This window comes from Anabaena sp. WA102, from assembly GCF_001277295.1.
Taxonomy (GTDB): Bacteria; Cyanobacteriota; Cyanobacteriia; order Cyanobacteriales; family Nostocaceae; genus Dolichospermum; species Dolichospermum heterosporum.
Map to the genome: position 1 here is coordinate 487,232 of NZ_CP011456.1, position 15,713 is coordinate 502,944.

Genomic DNA, 15,713 nt, shown 5'->3' on the forward strand with positions numbered 1-15,713 from the left:
TTACCAAAAAATATTGAGTATTCATTTTTATTCTTTTTCCCTCTCCTTGTAGGAGAGGGTAAGGGAGAGGTTTTTTAATATTTAACATTTGAGATAAAAGCTAAACTAATTATGACTAAAAAACAGAGACTAGAACTTACATGGATTGGTAAAGAAATTCGCCCCAAATTAGAACCGCGAATTTTATTAGAAGATACTGAAAAATCTTATCATGCTGCACATCGAGTCAGTGAAAATGATATTTTTGATAATCGTTTGATTTTTGGGGATAACTTATTAGCTCTTAAGGCTTTAGAACAGGAATTTACAGGAAAAGTTAAATGTATTTTTATTGATCCTCCCTATAATACAGGTTCGGCTTTTGAACATTATGATGATGGACGTGAGCATTCTATCTGGCTTTCTTTAATGAGAGATCGTTTAGAAATTATTCGTAATTTGTTATCAGAGGATGGTTCTTTGTGGATTACGATTGATGATAATGAAGCACATTATTTAAAAGTAATGTGTGATGAGATTTTTGGGCGTTCAAATTTTATCGCCAATGTAATTTGGCAGAAAAAATATTCACCACAGAATAACGCTGTATGGCTTTCAGATAGTCATGATCATATACTTGCCTTTGCAAAAAATAAAAATATCTGGCGACCGTATCCCCTTCCACGCAGTCAAGAAATGAATGACCGTTACAAGAATCCTGATAATGATGTACGTGGATATTGGAAAGCTAGTGATTTTACTATTAGTCTTACTGGTGGACAGCGTGGCGCTCAATTTGCTAAGACTGGATTTTCCGCTAATATATACGAAATTACAACACCTTCAGGGCGTAAAGTTATGCCTGCAAATGGAAGATGCTGGGCAGCTTCTTACGAAAAATTTCAAGAATTACTGACAGATAATCGTATTTGGTTTGGGGAAGGTGGAAATAATATCCCTGCTCTAAAGCGTTTTCTTTCAGAAGTACAAGAAGGAAGTGTTGCAAAAACAATTTGGCTTCGGACTGAGGTTAGTGATAATCAAGACGCAAAAAAAGAAGTAATGATGTTTAATTCTAAAGAAGTATTTGCGACTCCAAAACCTGAAAAGCTAATAAAGAGAATTTTAGAATTAGCTACAAAACCTAATGACTTTGTTATTGATTCCTTCGCAGGTTCAGGAACAACAGGCGCAGTTGCACACAAAATGGGAAGACGCTGGATCATGATAGAATTAGGAGAACATTGTCATACCCATATCATTCCCCGACTCAAAAAAGTAATTGATGGCGAAGATCAAGGTGGCATTAGCAAAGCAGTAAACTGGAAAGGTGGCGGCGGATTTCGTTATTATTGCCTTGCACCATCATTGTTAGAAAAAGACAAATGGGGTAACTGGATTATTAATAAAGAATATAACCCTGCTATGTTAGCAGAAGCACTCTGCAAAATTGAAGGCTTCACTTATGCACCATCAGATACATTTTATTGGCAACATGGTTATTCCACCGAACGAGATTTTATTTATGTCACTACCCAAAATCTCAGTCATGAACAATTATCTCAACTTGCTGATGAAGTAGGACAAGAACGCACATTATTAGTTTTATGTAGTGCTTTTCGTGGCAAAGTTGATACATTCCCAAATCTGACAATTAAAAAAATTCCTCAACAAATACTTTCACGCTGTGAATGGGGACACGACGATTACAGTTTAAAAACCGAAAATCTGCCTAAAACACCTCCAAAAATTGAACAACCATCACCACAAAAACCACAACAACAGCATATACAACAATCACTATTTTAAATAGATAACATACAATGAATAACATCGTTAATAACATTACTAATCGTCTCAGTCTGCGCCCTCCGCAAAGACAATCATTAGAAATTTTAGATCGGGTTTGTGAAATTTTGCCGCTCAATGGACAATCAGATATAGAAACAAGTTTAGCGAAAATTAATCAACAATTCCCCACAGTTACAGATTTTGAAAGGGAATTTCCATCACTATGTTTTGCACTAGCTACAGGTGTTGGTAAAACTCGATTAATGGGGGCTTTTATTAGTTATTTACATCTAGCTTATGACATCAAAAATTTCTTTGTTTTAGCACCTAATTTAACAATTTATAATAAATTAATTACAGATTTTACACCTAATAATCCCAAATATGTATTTACAGGTATTTCTGAATTTGCAATCAATTCACCAATTATTATCACAGGTGAAAACTATGAAACCAATGCGAGAACAATTTTAGATCCACAAATTACCTGCAAAATCAATATTTTTAATATTTCAAAAATTAATTCTGAAGTACGCGGTGGCAAAACCCCTAAAATTAAACGACTATCTGAATATATTGGTGAAAGTTATTTTGATTATCTTTCCCAGTTAAAAGACCTAGTAATTTTAATGGACGAATCCCACCGATATCGAGCCTCAGCAGGTATTCGAGCAATTAATGAATTAAAACCGTTAATGGGTTTAGAACTCACAGCTACACCTTCTATAGAAACAAGTAAAAAACCAGTATATTTTAAAAATGTTATTTATGAATATTCTTTAGGAAAGGCAATTACAGATGGTTTTGTTAAAGATCCTGCTGTTGTTACTCGTAAAGATTTTAATCCTGCCAGTTTATCACCAGCAGCAATTGAACAAATCAAATTAGAAGATGGAATTTATTTACACGAAAATATTAAGGCTGAATTAAAAATTTATGCTCTCCAAACAGGAAAGCCAATTGTTAAGCCATTTATGCTGGTTATTGCCCGTGACACTACCCATGCTACACAACTTTTAGAATTGATTAAATCTGATGAATTTGCAGCAGGGTTTTACAAAGATAAAGTCATTCAAGTTGATTCTAGTAAAACAGGCACTCAAGAAGATGAAATGGTAGAAAGATTGCTAAAAGTAGAACATCCAGATGAACCAACAGAAATAGTTATTCATGTGAATATGTTAAAAGAAGGTTGGGATGTTACTAACCTTTATACAATTGTACCATTAAGAGCGGCAAATTCGGAGATTTTGATTAAACAATCAATTGGTAGGGGATTACGTTTACCTTATGGAAAGCGTACAGGTGTCACCATTGTAGATCGTTTAAATATTGTTGCCCATGACAAATTTCAAGAAATTGTGGAAGAAGCAAAACGCCCAGAATCAGAAATTAGATTACAACAAATTATTCTCACACCTGAAGAGTTAGAACAAAAAACTAAAACAGTAGTTTCACAGTCAAAACTAGATAAATATTTAGGAATCACGACTGAAGAAACTATCAACTTGCTCGAAACAGAGATCGAAAATCTTCAACCATTTATAGTTGAATCACCAATAGAAGCGAAAATAACATTTCTTACTCGTCAAGAAATTCAAAAATTAGAAAATCAGCCGGAAAAAGTACCAACTGCATCTTATCTTTCAACACCAAAAGTTCAAGCAATAGTGCGGGAAGCTGTAGCTAGAGAATATCAGCCAGAACAACTGGAAATTGAAGGGGTAACTACACCACCAAATATTGCAGATATTGTGGCTAAAACCACTGATTTAGTTATTCAACGAACCATTGATATTCCCAAAATTATTTTTGTTCCTCAAGGGGAAGTAAAATCAGGTTTTAGGTCTTTTGCTTTAGATATGACAGGTTTGAATTATCGTGTTCCATCCAAAAAAGAATTATATATCCAATCTTTAGCAACGGATGATTCTACATCTTTAGAAATCAAAACAGACAATTCTGAAGAATTTCAGTTAGAAAACTATATTGTCAAAAATTTAGTCAATTTTGATGATATTTGTTATGATGAAAATGCTGATTTACTTTATGATTTAGCAAGTCAGGTTATTAGTCATTTTCTCACTTACTTATCAGAAGAAGAGACACAGAAAGTTTTATCTGATAACCAAATCGAAATTGCTAACTTTGTCCATAACCAGATGATAAAACATTTCTGGGAAGATGATAAGGTTGAGTACAAATACGAAATTAGCAAAGGTTTTACATCCTTAAAAGAGAGTGCATATACCACAAATACGAAGCATTACTTAGATTATAGAACCTCGCCTCCAGATAAAAGCAATATGTCCAAATATCTGTTTACAGGGTTTTCTAAATGCCTCTATACAGAACAAAAATTTGAATCAGAAGCAGAAAGAGTATTATCTATAATTTTGGAACGAGATGCAATAAAATGGTTTAAACCAGCAAGAGGACAATTTCAGATTTATTACAAATGGGATGGAAATTATTTAGAATATCAACCCGATTTTGTAGCAGAAACAGCAGAAATTATCTATATGCTTGAACCCAAAAATCGAGATGAAATAGATAATCCTCAAGTGGTTGCTAAGAAAGATGTAGCTGTTAAATGGTGTCAAAATGCGTCTGACTATATGCTACAACACAATGGTAAGCCTTGGGTTTATGTGTTGATACCCCATGATGCGATCGCCCAAAATATGACACTCAAAGGATTAGGCGATGCCTTCGGCGAGCGCAGCTATCGCTTTCAAACAAAATGACAGATAATAAGAATTATTATCGTTGACTCATCTTTTTTTCCAGTTCGGAAGGACTAATAGATTCGTAATGTTCAAAAGGTTGATGAATCCAAGGATTATCAGCCAGATAATCAACGTAGTAGTCAGGAACAACAACCGAACAAGCTTTATACCAAATTACAGCGGTGCGAATTTCTTGAATGGGAAAATCATCATGTTTCTGTAGCCAGGGAACTGTTTGTTGAATAGTGATACCAGAGTCTACTAAATCATCTACTAGCAAAATCCGTGAACCTAAATTTTCGCTAGTCATGGTTAATTGACGAGAAATAATTAAATTACTTCTTTTATATGTCCCCGCGCCATTATAAGATGAGGTAGATAAAATTGCTAATGGTTGATTGTATATGCGGGAGAGAATATCTCCTACTCGCAGTCCCCCTCTGGCTAAACAGACGATTTGGTTAAATTCCCAACCTGATTGATAAATCTTTACAGCCAGTTGTTCAATTTTGTGGTGATAATCTGACCAAGAAATGTAAAGGTCTGACATAAGACTAAAATAAGTGTGTTAATAATTGTTAATTATCTGTTGTCAATTGTCAATTCATAAGGGTGTAATTTATGGTTAAAGATAATTCTGATAATAACGATTTTCACAAATCTCTGTCCAGTGAAAAATTAGATTTTAAAACTAAATTAGCTTATGGTGCAGGAGATTTGGGTCCTGCGATTACTGCAAATATTGCTGTATTTTACATGATGGTTTTCTTTACCAATGTGGCAGGAATTCCGGCAGGTTTGGCAGGTAGTATTTTGATGATTGGCAAAATTTGGGATGGTATCAATGATCCTATGGTGGGAATGCTGACTGATAAAACCCAATCCCGCCGCTGGGGTCGTCGTTTACCTTGGCTTTTATATGGGGCAATTCCTTTTGGTTTTTTCTTTTTCTTGCAGTGGATTGTCCCCCAATTTACTGCCGATAAAAGTGTTAATATTTGGTGTTTATTTTGGTATTATGTAGTAATTGGCATTGTCTCTCAGGCATTTTTTACTGTTGTGAATTTGCCCTATACAGCCATGACTCCTGAATTAACTCAGGATTACGATGAACGGACTAGTTTAAATAGTTTTCGGTTTACGTTTTCCATTGGTGGCAGTATTTTATCGTTGATTTTATCAAAAATTATTTTCTCACAAATTGGCGATCGCCAACAACAATATTTAGTTTTAGCGGCTGTGTGTACCGTGATTTCGGTTTTATCCTTGTATTGGTGCGTTTATGGGGTGCGCGATCGCATTTTGGCTTTTGAAGCGAAACGGATTTCTTTGCCACAAGAAGCCGAAATTCCCTTTCTGGAACAGCTAAAAATTGTCTTTAGTAATAAACCTTTTCTGTTTGTTATTGCTATTTATCTTTTTTCTTGGTTAGGTGTGCAAATCACAGCCAGCATTATTCCTTATTTTGTCGTTAACTGCATGAAACTGAAAGAGGGAGATGTTCCCACAGTCATGATTGCAGTTCAGGGAACGGCTTTGTTTATGTTATTTATTTGGAGTTATTTAAGTAAAAAGATTGGCAAAAAAATCGTTTATTTCTTAGGAATGAGTTCCTGGATTATTGCTGCTGCTGGATTATTTTTCCTACAGCCAAATCAAATTGGTTTGATGTATGTTATGGCTATAATGGCAGGTGTGGGAGTTTCCACAGCTTATCTAATTCCTTGGTCTATGATACCTGATGTAATTGAATTAGATGAATTGCAAACTGGACAACGACGGGAAGGTATTTTCTATGGTTTCATGGTTTTATTACAAAAATTTGGTTTAGCTTTTGGGCTATTTTTAGTCGGTAATACTTTACAAGCCTATGGTTTTAAAGAAGCTGTGGCTGGACAAAGTTCTTTACCCATACAACCGGAATCAGCACTTTTAGCCATTCGTATCGCTGTTGGACCCATACCAACTGTTTGTTTAATTGCAGGTTTGGTTTTAGTCTACTTCTATCCCATTACCCGCGAAATGCACGCAGAAATCATGCTAAAACTGCAAGCACAACGAGAGGACATAAATACTCAAAAGCCATAAATTATTAATAAAAATTAAACGCAGATAAACGCAGATAAACGCAGATAAAGATCGATGAATTCATGGATTTTATGATTCTGTGCAGCTTGATCTTAATTTGGTATAACTATATTTTTAAGCTAAAATCAAGCATTACAGCACTTTTGACATAGATACAATTTACATAATGAACGCTACACAAGAACAACTAAAACTCAAATTAACACAGGCTTTAGTGGCTGCTTTTGGTACAGATTATACCAATACAGATCCAATTTTGGTTTCTGCAAGTAATCCTAAATTTGGTGACTATCAGGCTAATGTGGCTTTGTCTTTAAGTAAAAAGTTAGGAAAGCAACCGAGAATTATCGCTGGGGAAATTGTCAGTAAACTAGATGTATCTGATATTTGTGAACCTCCAGAAATTGCAGGTCCTGGTTTTATCAACCTCAAATTACAAACATCTTACTTGGAAGCACAACTTAACGCGATTCAAGTAGATGCTAGATTGGGAATACCTAAAGCAACAAATCCCCAAAAGCAAATTGTTGATTTTTCTAGTCCAAATATTGCCAAAGAAATGCACGTCGGACATTTACGTTCGACTATTATTGGTGATTCTATTGCCCGGATTTTAGAATTTTGTGGTCATGATGTTTTGCGATTAAATCATGTTGGTGATTGGGGTACGCAATTTGGGATGTTAATTACCTATTTGCGGGAAGTTTATCCACAAGCACTTACTACTGCAAACGCTTTAGATATTGGAGATTTAGTTAATTTTTATCGCAAAGCTAAACAGCGATTTGATGAAGATCCAGTTTTTCAAGAAACTTCCCGTCAAGAAGTTGTGAGATTACAAGCTGGTGCGGAAGATACACTTCATGCGTGGAAATTGTTATGTGAACAATCTCGACAAGAATTTAAAATCATTTATGATTTACTGAATATCAAATTAATAGAAAGAGGTGAATCTTTTTATAATCCCTTATTACCAAAGGTTGTGGAAGATTTAGCAGCAACGGGATTATTAGAATCAAGTCAAGGGGCAAAATGTGTTTTCTTAGATGGTTTTACTAATAGAGAAGGTAATCCTTTACCCTTAATTGTCCAAAAAACTGACGGTGGTTATAACTACGCAACTACAGATTTAGCAGCTTTAGGTTATCGGATTCAAGAAGATAAAGCCAAGCGGATTGTTTATGTGACAGACGAAGGACAATCTAACCATTTTGCCCAATTTTTCCAAGTCGCAAGAAAAGCAAATTGGATTCCTGATGATGTGGAATTAGTTCATGTTCCTTTTGGTTTAGTATTAGGTGAAGATGGCAAAAAATTCAAAACTCGTTCTGGGGATACTGTGCGCTTACGGGATTTGTTAGATGAAGCTATTAACCGCGCCCGTGCAGACATAGAAAAGAGATTACAAGAAGATGAACGGACAGAAACAGAAGCGTTTATTCAAAATGTCGCTGAAGTAGTGGGGATTAGTGCGGTTAAATATGCTGATTTAAGCCAAAATCGCACCAGTAGTTATGTCTTTAGTTATGACAAAATGTTATCTCTCAAAGGCAATACAGCCCCTTATCTTCTCTATGCTTATGTGAGAATTCAAGGTATTAGTCGTCAAGGGAATATTGATTTTACCAACTTGGGAATAAATCGCCAAATCTTGCTAAGAGAAGATGCAGAATTAACTTTAGCTAAACATCTGCTGCAACTTGATGAGGTAATTAAGGAAGTAGAACAAGATTTATTACCAAATCGTTTGTGTGATTATTTGTATCAACTCAGCGATAAGTTTAATAAGTTCTATGAAAATTGTCCTGTTCTCAAATCTGAAGAACCTGCTAGAACTTCGCGGTTAATGTTATGTGATTTAACTGCAAAAACGCTGAAGTTGGGATTATCTTTGTTGGGAATTAAGGTTTTAGAAAGGATGTAGATATAGCGGTTATTGGTTGGGTGAAATACAAGAACCCCACCCCCAACCCCCTCCAATATCAAAAGTTTATCCTTTTCTTCCCCCCGCTGCGGGGGGAATGAGGGGGGTGCGAGGAGGGGGCTTATGATTCAAGTGCATACTGCTATAAAAGAATTCAGAAGTAGGGGTTTAGCTTTTGCTTTACCCTGACATAATATCAAACATATTCAGTATTTTTTTGATAATATTCCGGTATTATTCTCATTTATCAATGGCTGAATTTTCTCTTTATATTGACAACTCCTGATGTAATCTAATAGAATAGAGAGGGTTAAGGTTTATCAAAAATAAATTATGGGAATTGGAGAATTATTACTACCATTTCGAGAAGAAATATTAAAGATTGCCACTAAATATGGTGCTGATAATTTGCGGGTTTTTGGTTCTGTTGCTAGAGGTGAAGCAACACCAGATAGTGATATAGATTTTTTAGTAGAATTAAAACCACAAAGTAGTTTATTTGATTATATTGGTTTAATGCAAGATTTAGCAGCATTGCTAGGACGAAAAGTGGATATTGCTGAACCTGATAATTTACATGAGTTAATTAGAGATAAAGTATTAGGTGAAGCTGTACCGTTATGAAAGATGAGCGTTTATATTTAAGTAATATTAAAGAATGTATTGAACGAATAGAAGAATATACAAAAGGTGGTAAGGAAGAATTTATGCAAACCAAGATGATTCAAGATGCTGTAATTCGCAATTTTGAAATCATTGGGGAAGCAACAAAAAGATTATCACCTGAGTTGAGAAGTAAATATTCTGATGTTCCTTGGCAGCAAATGGCAGGTTTACGAGATGTTTTAATTCATGATTATTTAAAGGTAAATCTTAATTTAGTTTGGCAAATTATTGAACAGAATTTATCTGATTTAAAAAGACAAGTTACAGCGATTATGGAAAATTTATAACAGATGGTAAGGGTTTAGTAATGATAAACCCTGCTAATATATTTTAATGTTATTGAATATTAAGCCACATTCATTAATTGTTCCAAAGATTTAACTACAGGTAAAGGTTTACCATCTTCTTGATATTCGGCAATTAGCATTTCTATAACTTCCTGAGCATTTTTAATAGCTTCTTCATAAGTATTACCATGAGTATGATATTTTTGAGTAGGAAATTCTGGTAAATGAACTAAATAACATTTATCTTCACTACTCCATTGAATAATAATTGTGTAATGTAAATTCATTCTTCTGACTCCTCTTCTTGAATTGATTTTAATTTTGGGCGTTGCTGATTAAGGGTATGAATTTTAGTCTCACGCAAAGGCGCAAAGACGCACTGAGGTTTGAGTTTTAAAGATTCAATTTGGGAATTTCATACCTCGATTCAGCAACGCCTAATTTTGCTAATTTTTCGGTAACTTCTTTTTCTATATATAGTTTAGCATCATCTCCATCTTTACCAGATATGGTAATCGGATCACTAGGTAATAAAGATAAATGTAGGTTTATTTAGAGTTAGCATTGCGGTTAAATTTACCATTTTCTCTCAGAGGTTGTTTGAAAACTTTTTCGTGTGGGATCTGACACCCGCAGATCCCCCTAAATCCCCCTTAAAAAGGGGGACTTTGAGGAATTTAGCCCCCCTTACAAAGGAGGGTTGGGGGGATCTCGATTAATTCTGATACTTTTCAAACATCCTCTCACATGATAATTAATGAGAACAGTATAAAAACCGTTTTGTTTTTTAATAATCGTTCCTGATGCAGTTTCCTTATCATCAACTAGGACTTTAACTGTAATTTCTTTTAAGACATTCTTTAATTCTGATTCTGATAATATCCCTGGTTTGCGTGCGAATAGGGAAGAAATACAACCAGTGATAATAATCGGAGAATCGGGAAATAAGAGAACAAATAATAATAATAAATGGGATAATTTGTGTAATTTCATAGATGATACTCCTGTTATTTGATAATTTGGTAATTGGTTAATTTTTGGTTTGTTTCATAACTCGTCTGGGAATAAATTCCCAGTCTAATAGCCCAAGTCCGTTAAAACGGACTAAAAAATTCTTCCATTCAGTCGGTTTCAACCGACTTTAGCTTTCAGACAGGGAATTTATTCCCTGGCTTTAAATACCTTGAAAATATCAACAGTACAAGTTAAATTACTACCGTTTTTGACCGCAAAAGAAGAATTTTGAAATGCTTTGGAAGCGTCACTGTCACCATTTAACACCGCAGTAAAAGCTTTTAATTCTACATCAGGATCATTTTCAGCTTCAGAATAACCCCAAGTTAAATCTTTCAAAGTTCCATCATCATAAGCAGTTTATAATTTTGGTATTACTTTCTGACATCTTCGTTGAGGAGGGAAATCTAAAGGCTACATAAAACAAGATCCCCGACTTCTTTAAGAAGTCGGGGATCTGAATTTTGCAATGTATCCCTACGGGACTCTACGCTAACACAAATCAAATATAAATTCTATTTTTCAGTGCTTAAATTTCCTCATGCTTTTACCATTTTTCCGCCCAGTAGATAATTTCTGAAGATGCAATATCAATTGCGACTCCATGACTATTACCATGATTCCATTTTGTACCGGGTTGGCTTTTATCTTCAGCTTTTAATACCAATATTTCATAACTGCTAGGAAAAGTTTCTGTTTCTGAATCGCTAGTATAAAAGAATGTTGTCGGTACGCCGTTGGGTTGGTTACTATGATTATTTGTATTCCCACCCTGGTATTGATGCTGAGAGATTTTTTTGTATTGTTTCAGCAGGTTTTTGATTTTTGTTTGTGGTTCTTTGAGACGAATTTGTAAAGAACTACTTTCGGGTGTAATTCCGGGAGAATAAGCCATTTGTAAAACTTGAGCATCACTAGGAATTTGTCCGGGAAAATGTTGAATTTGTTGAAGATCAGCCCATTTGTGATGACGAATTTCCTGATATTGTGATGTATCAGTAATTGGCTGTAGTTGTTTGGTTTTAGTAGTAGCTTTATTAATTAGGAAACCGCCAATAACTAGACCAAAACTACCCAGGGACAGTAGAATTATTGTAGCGAGTTTAACTAAAATAGATTGATTCATTTGGTTGGGTTGCATCTAGCTGGTAGATTACTATCCCAACCTTTAAAACAGTAGTCCTGATAGTTTTTAATCTAGCCTGAGTTAGATTGACAGGAAAATTTTGATTTGGTTAAATTGATGACAAATTTAAAAAGAACCAATGATCATTCCTGCCAAAATTAAAAAACCAATCCAGACGTTTTGACGAAACATTTCCCCATAGGCAGAGTGAGGTATTTTTGGCTGTTGTAAGCGCGTAATTTGCCAAATCCAACCGATGGTGGCGAAGATTAAACTGATCCAAAATGCTGTCTTTAAGTGAACTAATACACCTACTCCAGCTAGGAGAATAACTGTCCCCATGAGGAAAATAGCGATCGCTGTAGGGGCATATTTACCAAAGAATATAGCACTAGAATTAATACCTATACGTTTATCGTCTATGCGATCGCTCATCGCATAGATTGTATCAAATCCTAATGTCCATAGTACCGTTGCCCCCCAAAGTAACCACGTCGGTGCTGTAATATTGGCTGTAACTGCACTCCAACTAATTAAAACCGCAAAACCCCAAGCTATGGAAAGCACCAATTGAGGAACAGGAAATACCCGTTTTGCGCCAGGATAAAGGACGATCACCGGAACGGCGGCCACAGACAACCAGAAGCTTAATGGATTAAGATAGAAGGCGATAACTGCGGCACAGGCGAGGGAGACTATCCCCACCACAATCCCAATTTTAACGGAAAGGGCGCGAGATGCCAGGGGGCGATCGCGTGTTCTCTCAACTTGGGGATCAATATCTCTGTCCCATAAATCATTAACCACACAACCAGCCGCACTGGTCGCCATACTACCGCAAATAATTACTCCTACTAGGGGGATAGGCGGTTTACCGCCAGCGGCTAAGAATACAGCCCATAATGCGGGTATCATCAGAATTAACCTACCTTCCGGTTTATTCCACCTTAACAGCCGGATAATTACAAGCCATAATGGTTCTTGGTTGGTTTTTGGTGTCTCCAACATATTTGGTCATTTAACATATCTTTACATTTATAGAATATCCTTATTTGCTATTTCTCCTCCAGTCCCTATTCGCAAGCACAAAAAATGGTAAATTCCGTCTCGGCTAATTGGGAGAACACACCCAGTCAATCAGTTCCAGAAAATCAGATGATTGCAGCCATTGATATTGGTACAAATTCTTTGCACATGGTGGTGGTAAAAATTGAAGCAACTTTACCATCTTTTACCATTATTGCCAGAGAAAAGGAAACGGTGAGATTAGGCGATCGCAATTTAATTACTGGCGACTTAAAACCAGAAGTTATGAGTAAAGCGATCGCCTGTTTAGGCAGATTCAAAACCCTTGCTGAAAGCTTAGGAACAAGTAGCATTGTAGCTGTAGCGACAAGTGCAGTCCGTGAATCTCCCAATGGTAAAGAATTTCTTCATCAAATCGAAATAGAAGTTGGCTTAATTGTTGACTTGATTTCTGGACCTGAAGAAGCCCGTCGCATCTACTTAGGTGTCTTGTCGGGGATGGAATTTAACAACAAACCCCACATCATCATTGACATTGGTGGTGGTTCAACAGAATTAATTTTAGGAGACAGCGAAGAACCCCGTAGTCTCACCAGTACCAAAATCGGTGCAGTCCGCCTCACCGGAGAATTAGTCAACTCAGATCCCATCACCGAAACCGAATTTCAATACCTCCAGGCTTACGCTAGAGGAATGCTAGAACGTTCTGTAGAAGAAGTCCAAAGAAAACTCAAAATTGGCGATTCTCCCCAGTTAATCGGCACATCTGGGACAATAGAAACCATTGCCACCATCCATGCACGGGAAAAATTAGGTCTTATTCCCACCACCCTCAACGGCTATCAATTCAGTCTCCAAGACTTGCGAACCTGGGTAAATCGCCTCCGCAAAATGACCAATGTAGAACGGGCGGCGATCGCCGGAATGCCAGAAAAGAGGCCAGAAGTGATACTTTCAGGAGCAGTAATTTTACAGGAAGCAATGACCTTATTAGGAGTCGAATCCTTAACAGTCTGTGAACGTTCTCTTCGAGAAGGCGTAATTGTAGACTGGATGCTGACTCATGGCTTCATTGACAACAGACTACGGTTTCAAAGTTCCATTCGAGAACGCAGTGTATTAAAAACTGCCAAAAAATACCAAACTAACTTAGAACATAGCGCTCGCGTTACCGCTTTTGCGTTAGATATATTTGACCAAACCAAAGGACAACTACATTATTGGAATGCAGATCAACGCCAATTACTATGGGCTGCTGCCATTTTACACAATTGTGGTCATTATATCAGCCATTCATCACACCACAAACATTCATACTACTTAATTAGAAATAGTGAATTACTCGGTTATAACGAAACCGAAATCGAAATCATCGCCAACATAGCCCGTTATCACCGCAAATCTCCACCCAAGAAAAAGCACGACAGCTATCGAAATCTACTGCACAAAGAACATCGGACAATGGTTAATCAACTCAGCGCCATCTTAAGATTAGCTGTGGCTTTAGACAGAAGACAAATAGGAGCTATTTCTCATGTTCAATGTGACTATATTCCCAACTTCAAAGAATTTAAGATGTCCATATTTCCATCTACCATTGATGATGAATGTGCCTTAGAAATGTGGAGTTTAGATTACAAAAAAGGAGTTTTTGAAGAAGAATTTGGTTTAAGATTCGTAGCAACATTAATTAATAGATAAAGTTGCTACAAGTAGGTTAGCATTGAAAATTGTCGTTATGGCAAGGCAAAAGGCAAGAGGCAAGAGGCAAGAGTGAAGAGGGTTTGGGCGATTTTACGTTTCTTTACACAGTTTGGTTTTATTGTGTTCACCTACTTAGCCGTATGCACTCTTTGTGAGATACATAAATCGCAAAACCTGTAAGTAGGTTGGCGTTGAAAATTGTCGTTATGGCAAGGCAAAAGGCAAGAGGCAAGAGGCAAGAGTGAAGAGGGTTTGGGCGATTTTACGTTTCTTTACACAGTTTGGTTTTATTGTGTTCACCTACTTAGGTTTCCCCGCCCTTAATTATATTGCATCAAGCGCGATAACCGCTATATTACCGTAGGGATGCTTCCGTTGCCAAATGCGGAAAATCCCTCCGAGATGATGCTATAATTTAAGTAATCAAATTCCAGGATAAATTCTATGCCAGTAGAAGCTATTTATGAACAAGGAACATTGAGGTTATCAGAACCAATAACACTACCAGAAGGAAGTAAAGTACAAGTAATTATTATTCCTCTAGAATCTTATTCTCAACATAAAAACCCCTTAGAAATTTTACAAGAGATTGCTGAACTGCCTTTAGAAGGAAAAACAGATACTTTCTCAGGTTTAGATCATGATCAAGTTTTATATTCCAAATAGTTTATGATTTTTGTTGATACGGGTGCTTGGTTTGCTAGTATTGTTCCTGCTGATTCCGAGCATCAAAATGCTATTTTATGGTTAACTAATAACAAAGAAACTTTATTAACGACTGACTACGTAATTGATGAAACATTGACTTTATTAAGAGCAAGAGGAGAAACAAAACGATCTATTATTTTAGGTGAAGCTTTCTTTTCAGGTAAATTAGCAACCATCTATTATTTAACAGAGGAAGATATCCATTTAACTTGGCAACTATTTCGTGATTATTCTGATAAAGAATGGAGTTTTACGGATTCTAGTAGTAAAGTTGTCATGGAAAAGCTGGGAATTATGAAAGCATTTGCGTTTGATTACCATTTTCGTCAGTTTGGTTCGGTTCAAGTTGTTCCATAATCTACATAAAAATTTAAGTATTGTAAAGTGGGTAATGCCCACCTTAAGAGGGCTTTAATAGACTTTAAAGAAAATGACTCATAGATAGGTTAATTATGAACTAGCCTCACAGCTAATACCTATAACCAAAAATTATATATATATAAATATCACAATACAAATTTATTATATTTACGGTTGCACAGCCCTAACCACACATTGATATATTCACAGAAGTATTTATCAAAACAAAGTAAAAAAGATAACACTTAAAAACAGAAATTTCTTTTATAAAAAATCAGCCGAGGCGTGCTAAAGTTTTGATCTTGTTATCT

General features: G+C 35.9%; 15 protein-coding genes. 9 read left to right on the forward strand and 6 right to left on the reverse strand.

Annotated features, from left to right (window positions below; all coding sequences use genetic code 11):
* Positions 1 to 111: 111 nt before the first annotated feature.
* Complete coding sequence (locus tag AA650_RS01950; RefSeq protein WP_053537744.1) at positions 112 to 1,788, forward strand: site-specific DNA-methyltransferase; 1,677 nt, start codon at positions 112 to 114, stop codon at positions 1,786 to 1,788.
* A gap of 14 nt (positions 1,789 to 1,802) precedes the next feature.
* Entirely contained in the window at positions 1,803 to 4,517 is a 2,715-nt protein-coding gene (locus AA650_RS01955) for a DEAD/DEAH box helicase (protein ID WP_053537745.1), read from the forward strand.
* Positions 4,518 to 4,533: 16 nt separating this feature from the next.
* Here AA650_RS01955 and AA650_RS01960 read toward each other — a convergent pair whose 3' ends face one another.
* A complete protein-coding gene (locus AA650_RS01960) occupies positions 4,534 to 5,049 on the reverse strand; it encodes a phosphoribosyltransferase (protein ID WP_053537746.1) in 516 nt (171 codons plus the stop codon).
* A gap of 71 nt (positions 5,050 to 5,120) precedes the next feature.
* Here AA650_RS01960 and AA650_RS01965 point away from each other — a divergent pair, with 71 nt between their 5' ends.
* The 4 genes from AA650_RS01965 (at position 5,121) to AA650_RS01980 (ending at position 9,464) form a co-directional block, all read left to right on the forward strand.
* Positions 5,121 to 6,587, forward strand: a complete 1,467-nt coding sequence (locus tag AA650_RS01965) for an MFS transporter (RefSeq protein ID WP_053537747.1) — start codon at positions 5,121 to 5,123, stop codon at positions 6,585 to 6,587.
* A 166-nt stretch (positions 6,588 to 6,753) separates the two neighbouring features.
* A complete protein-coding gene (gene argS, locus AA650_RS01970; RefSeq protein ID WP_053537748.1) occupies positions 6,754 to 8,511 on the forward strand; it encodes an arginine--tRNA ligase in 1,758 nt (585 codons plus the stop codon).
* 333 nt (positions 8,512 to 8,844) lie between these two features.
* Positions 8,845 to 9,135 carry a nucleotidyltransferase family protein gene (locus AA650_RS01975; protein ID WP_053537749.1) on the forward strand — a complete coding sequence of 97 codons (291 nt, stop codon included), beginning with the start codon at positions 8,845 to 8,847 and terminating at the stop codon, positions 9,133 to 9,135.
* Positions 9,132 to 9,464 carry a HepT-like ribonuclease domain-containing protein gene (locus AA650_RS01980; RefSeq protein WP_053537750.1) on the forward strand — a complete coding sequence of 111 codons (333 nt, stop codon included), beginning with the start codon at positions 9,132 to 9,134 and terminating at the stop codon, positions 9,462 to 9,464. The genes AA650_RS01975 and AA650_RS01980 overlap by 4 nt, the downstream gene beginning before the upstream one ends.
* Before the next feature lie 59 nt (positions 9,465 to 9,523).
* On the opposite strand, the gene AA650_RS01985 is transcribed toward AA650_RS01980, so the two are convergent.
* The 5 genes from AA650_RS01985 to AA650_RS02005 all read right to left on the reverse strand — a co-directional run bounded on the left by AA650_RS01985 (position 9,524) and on the right by AA650_RS02005 (position 12,612).
* Positions 9,524 to 9,751, reverse strand: coding sequence for a type II toxin-antitoxin system HicB family antitoxin (locus AA650_RS01985; protein WP_053537751.1), 228 nt, complete (start codon positions 9,749 to 9,751; stop codon positions 9,524 to 9,526).
* A gap of 400 nt (positions 9,752 to 10,151) precedes the next feature.
* The gene (locus AA650_RS01990) at positions 10,152 to 10,457 is read right to left on the reverse strand and encodes a hypothetical protein (protein ID WP_053537752.1); all 306 of its coding nucleotides are present in this window, start codon (positions 10,455 to 10,457) and stop codon (positions 10,152 to 10,154) included.
* A gap of 168 nt (positions 10,458 to 10,625) precedes the next feature.
* Positions 10,626 to 10,817, reverse strand: coding sequence for a hypothetical protein (locus AA650_RS01995; RefSeq protein ID WP_053537753.1), 192 nt, complete (start codon positions 10,815 to 10,817; stop codon positions 10,626 to 10,628).
* Between the two features lie 208 nt (positions 10,818 to 11,025).
* On the reverse strand, positions 11,026 to 11,604 hold the full coding sequence (locus AA650_RS02000) for a hypothetical protein (RefSeq protein WP_168635372.1): 579 nt from the start codon (positions 11,602 to 11,604) through the stop codon (positions 11,026 to 11,028).
* 126 nt (positions 11,605 to 11,730) lie between these two features.
* Positions 11,731 to 12,612 (reverse strand): 4-hydroxybenzoate solanesyltransferase, encoded by an 882-nt coding sequence (locus AA650_RS02005; RefSeq protein WP_053537755.1) that lies wholly within the window; start codon positions 12,610 to 12,612, stop codon positions 11,731 to 11,733.
* Positions 12,613 to 12,696: 84 nt separating this feature from the next.
* Between AA650_RS02005 and AA650_RS02010 the strand changes: the two genes are divergently transcribed.
* From AA650_RS02010 to AA650_RS25965, 3 genes are all read left to right on the forward strand, one after another.
* Positions 12,697 to 14,331, forward strand: coding sequence for a Ppx/GppA phosphatase family protein (locus tag AA650_RS02010; RefSeq protein WP_053537756.1), 1,635 nt, complete (start codon positions 12,697 to 12,699; stop codon positions 14,329 to 14,331).
* 447 nt (positions 14,332 to 14,778) lie between these two features.
* Positions 14,779 to 15,000 (forward strand): antitoxin family protein, encoded by a 222-nt coding sequence (locus AA650_RS02015; protein WP_039204950.1) that lies wholly within the window; start codon positions 14,779 to 14,781, stop codon positions 14,998 to 15,000.
* A gap of 3 nt (positions 15,001 to 15,003) precedes the next feature.
* Positions 15,004 to 15,399, forward strand: coding sequence for a type II toxin-antitoxin system VapC family toxin (locus AA650_RS25965; protein ID WP_081424112.1), 396 nt, complete (start codon positions 15,004 to 15,006; stop codon positions 15,397 to 15,399).
* Positions 15,400 to 15,713: the final 314 nt, after the last annotated feature.

Coding starts and splice junctions, on each gene's coding strand:
- AA650_RS02010 (WP_053537756.1), top strand. CDS start 12,697: ATGGTAAATTCCGTCTCGGCTAATTGGGAGAACACACCCAGTCAATCA.
- AA650_RS02000 (WP_168635372.1), bottom strand. CDS start 11,604: ATGAATCAATCTATTTTAGTTAAACTCGCTACAATAATTCTACTGTCC.
- AA650_RS01980 (WP_053537750.1), top strand. CDS start 9,132: ATGAAAGATGAGCGTTTATATTTAAGTAATATTAAAGAATGTATTGAA.
- AA650_RS01990 (WP_053537752.1), bottom strand. CDS start 10,457: ATGAAATTACACAAATTATCCCATTTATTATTATTATTTGTTCTCTTA.
- AA650_RS01950 (WP_053537744.1), top strand. CDS start 112: ATGACTAAAAAACAGAGACTAGAACTTACATGGATTGGTAAAGAAATT.
- argS (WP_053537748.1), top strand. CDS start 6,754: ATGAACGCTACACAAGAACAACTAAAACTCAAATTAACACAGGCTTTA.
- AA650_RS01960 (WP_053537746.1), bottom strand. CDS start 5,049: ATGTCAGACCTTTACATTTCTTGGTCAGATTATCACCACAAAATTGAA.
- AA650_RS01965 (WP_053537747.1), top strand. CDS start 5,121: ATGGTTAAAGATAATTCTGATAATAACGATTTTCACAAATCTCTGTCC.
- AA650_RS02005 (WP_053537755.1), bottom strand. CDS start 12,612: ATGTTGGAGACACCAAAAACCAACCAAGAACCATTATGGCTTGTAATT.
- AA650_RS01985 (WP_053537751.1), bottom strand. CDS start 9,751: ATGAATTTACATTACACAATTATTATTCAATGGAGTAGTGAAGATAAA.
- AA650_RS02015 (WP_039204950.1), top strand. CDS start 14,779: ATGCCAGTAGAAGCTATTTATGAACAAGGAACATTGAGGTTATCAGAA.
- AA650_RS01975 (WP_053537749.1), top strand. CDS start 8,845: ATGGGAATTGGAGAATTATTACTACCATTTCGAGAAGAAATATTAAAG.
- AA650_RS25965 (WP_081424112.1), top strand. CDS start 15,004: ATGATTTTTGTTGATACGGGTGCTTGGTTTGCTAGTATTGTTCCTGCT.
- AA650_RS01955 (WP_053537745.1), top strand. CDS start 1,803: ATGAATAACATCGTTAATAACATTACTAATCGTCTCAGTCTGCGCCCT.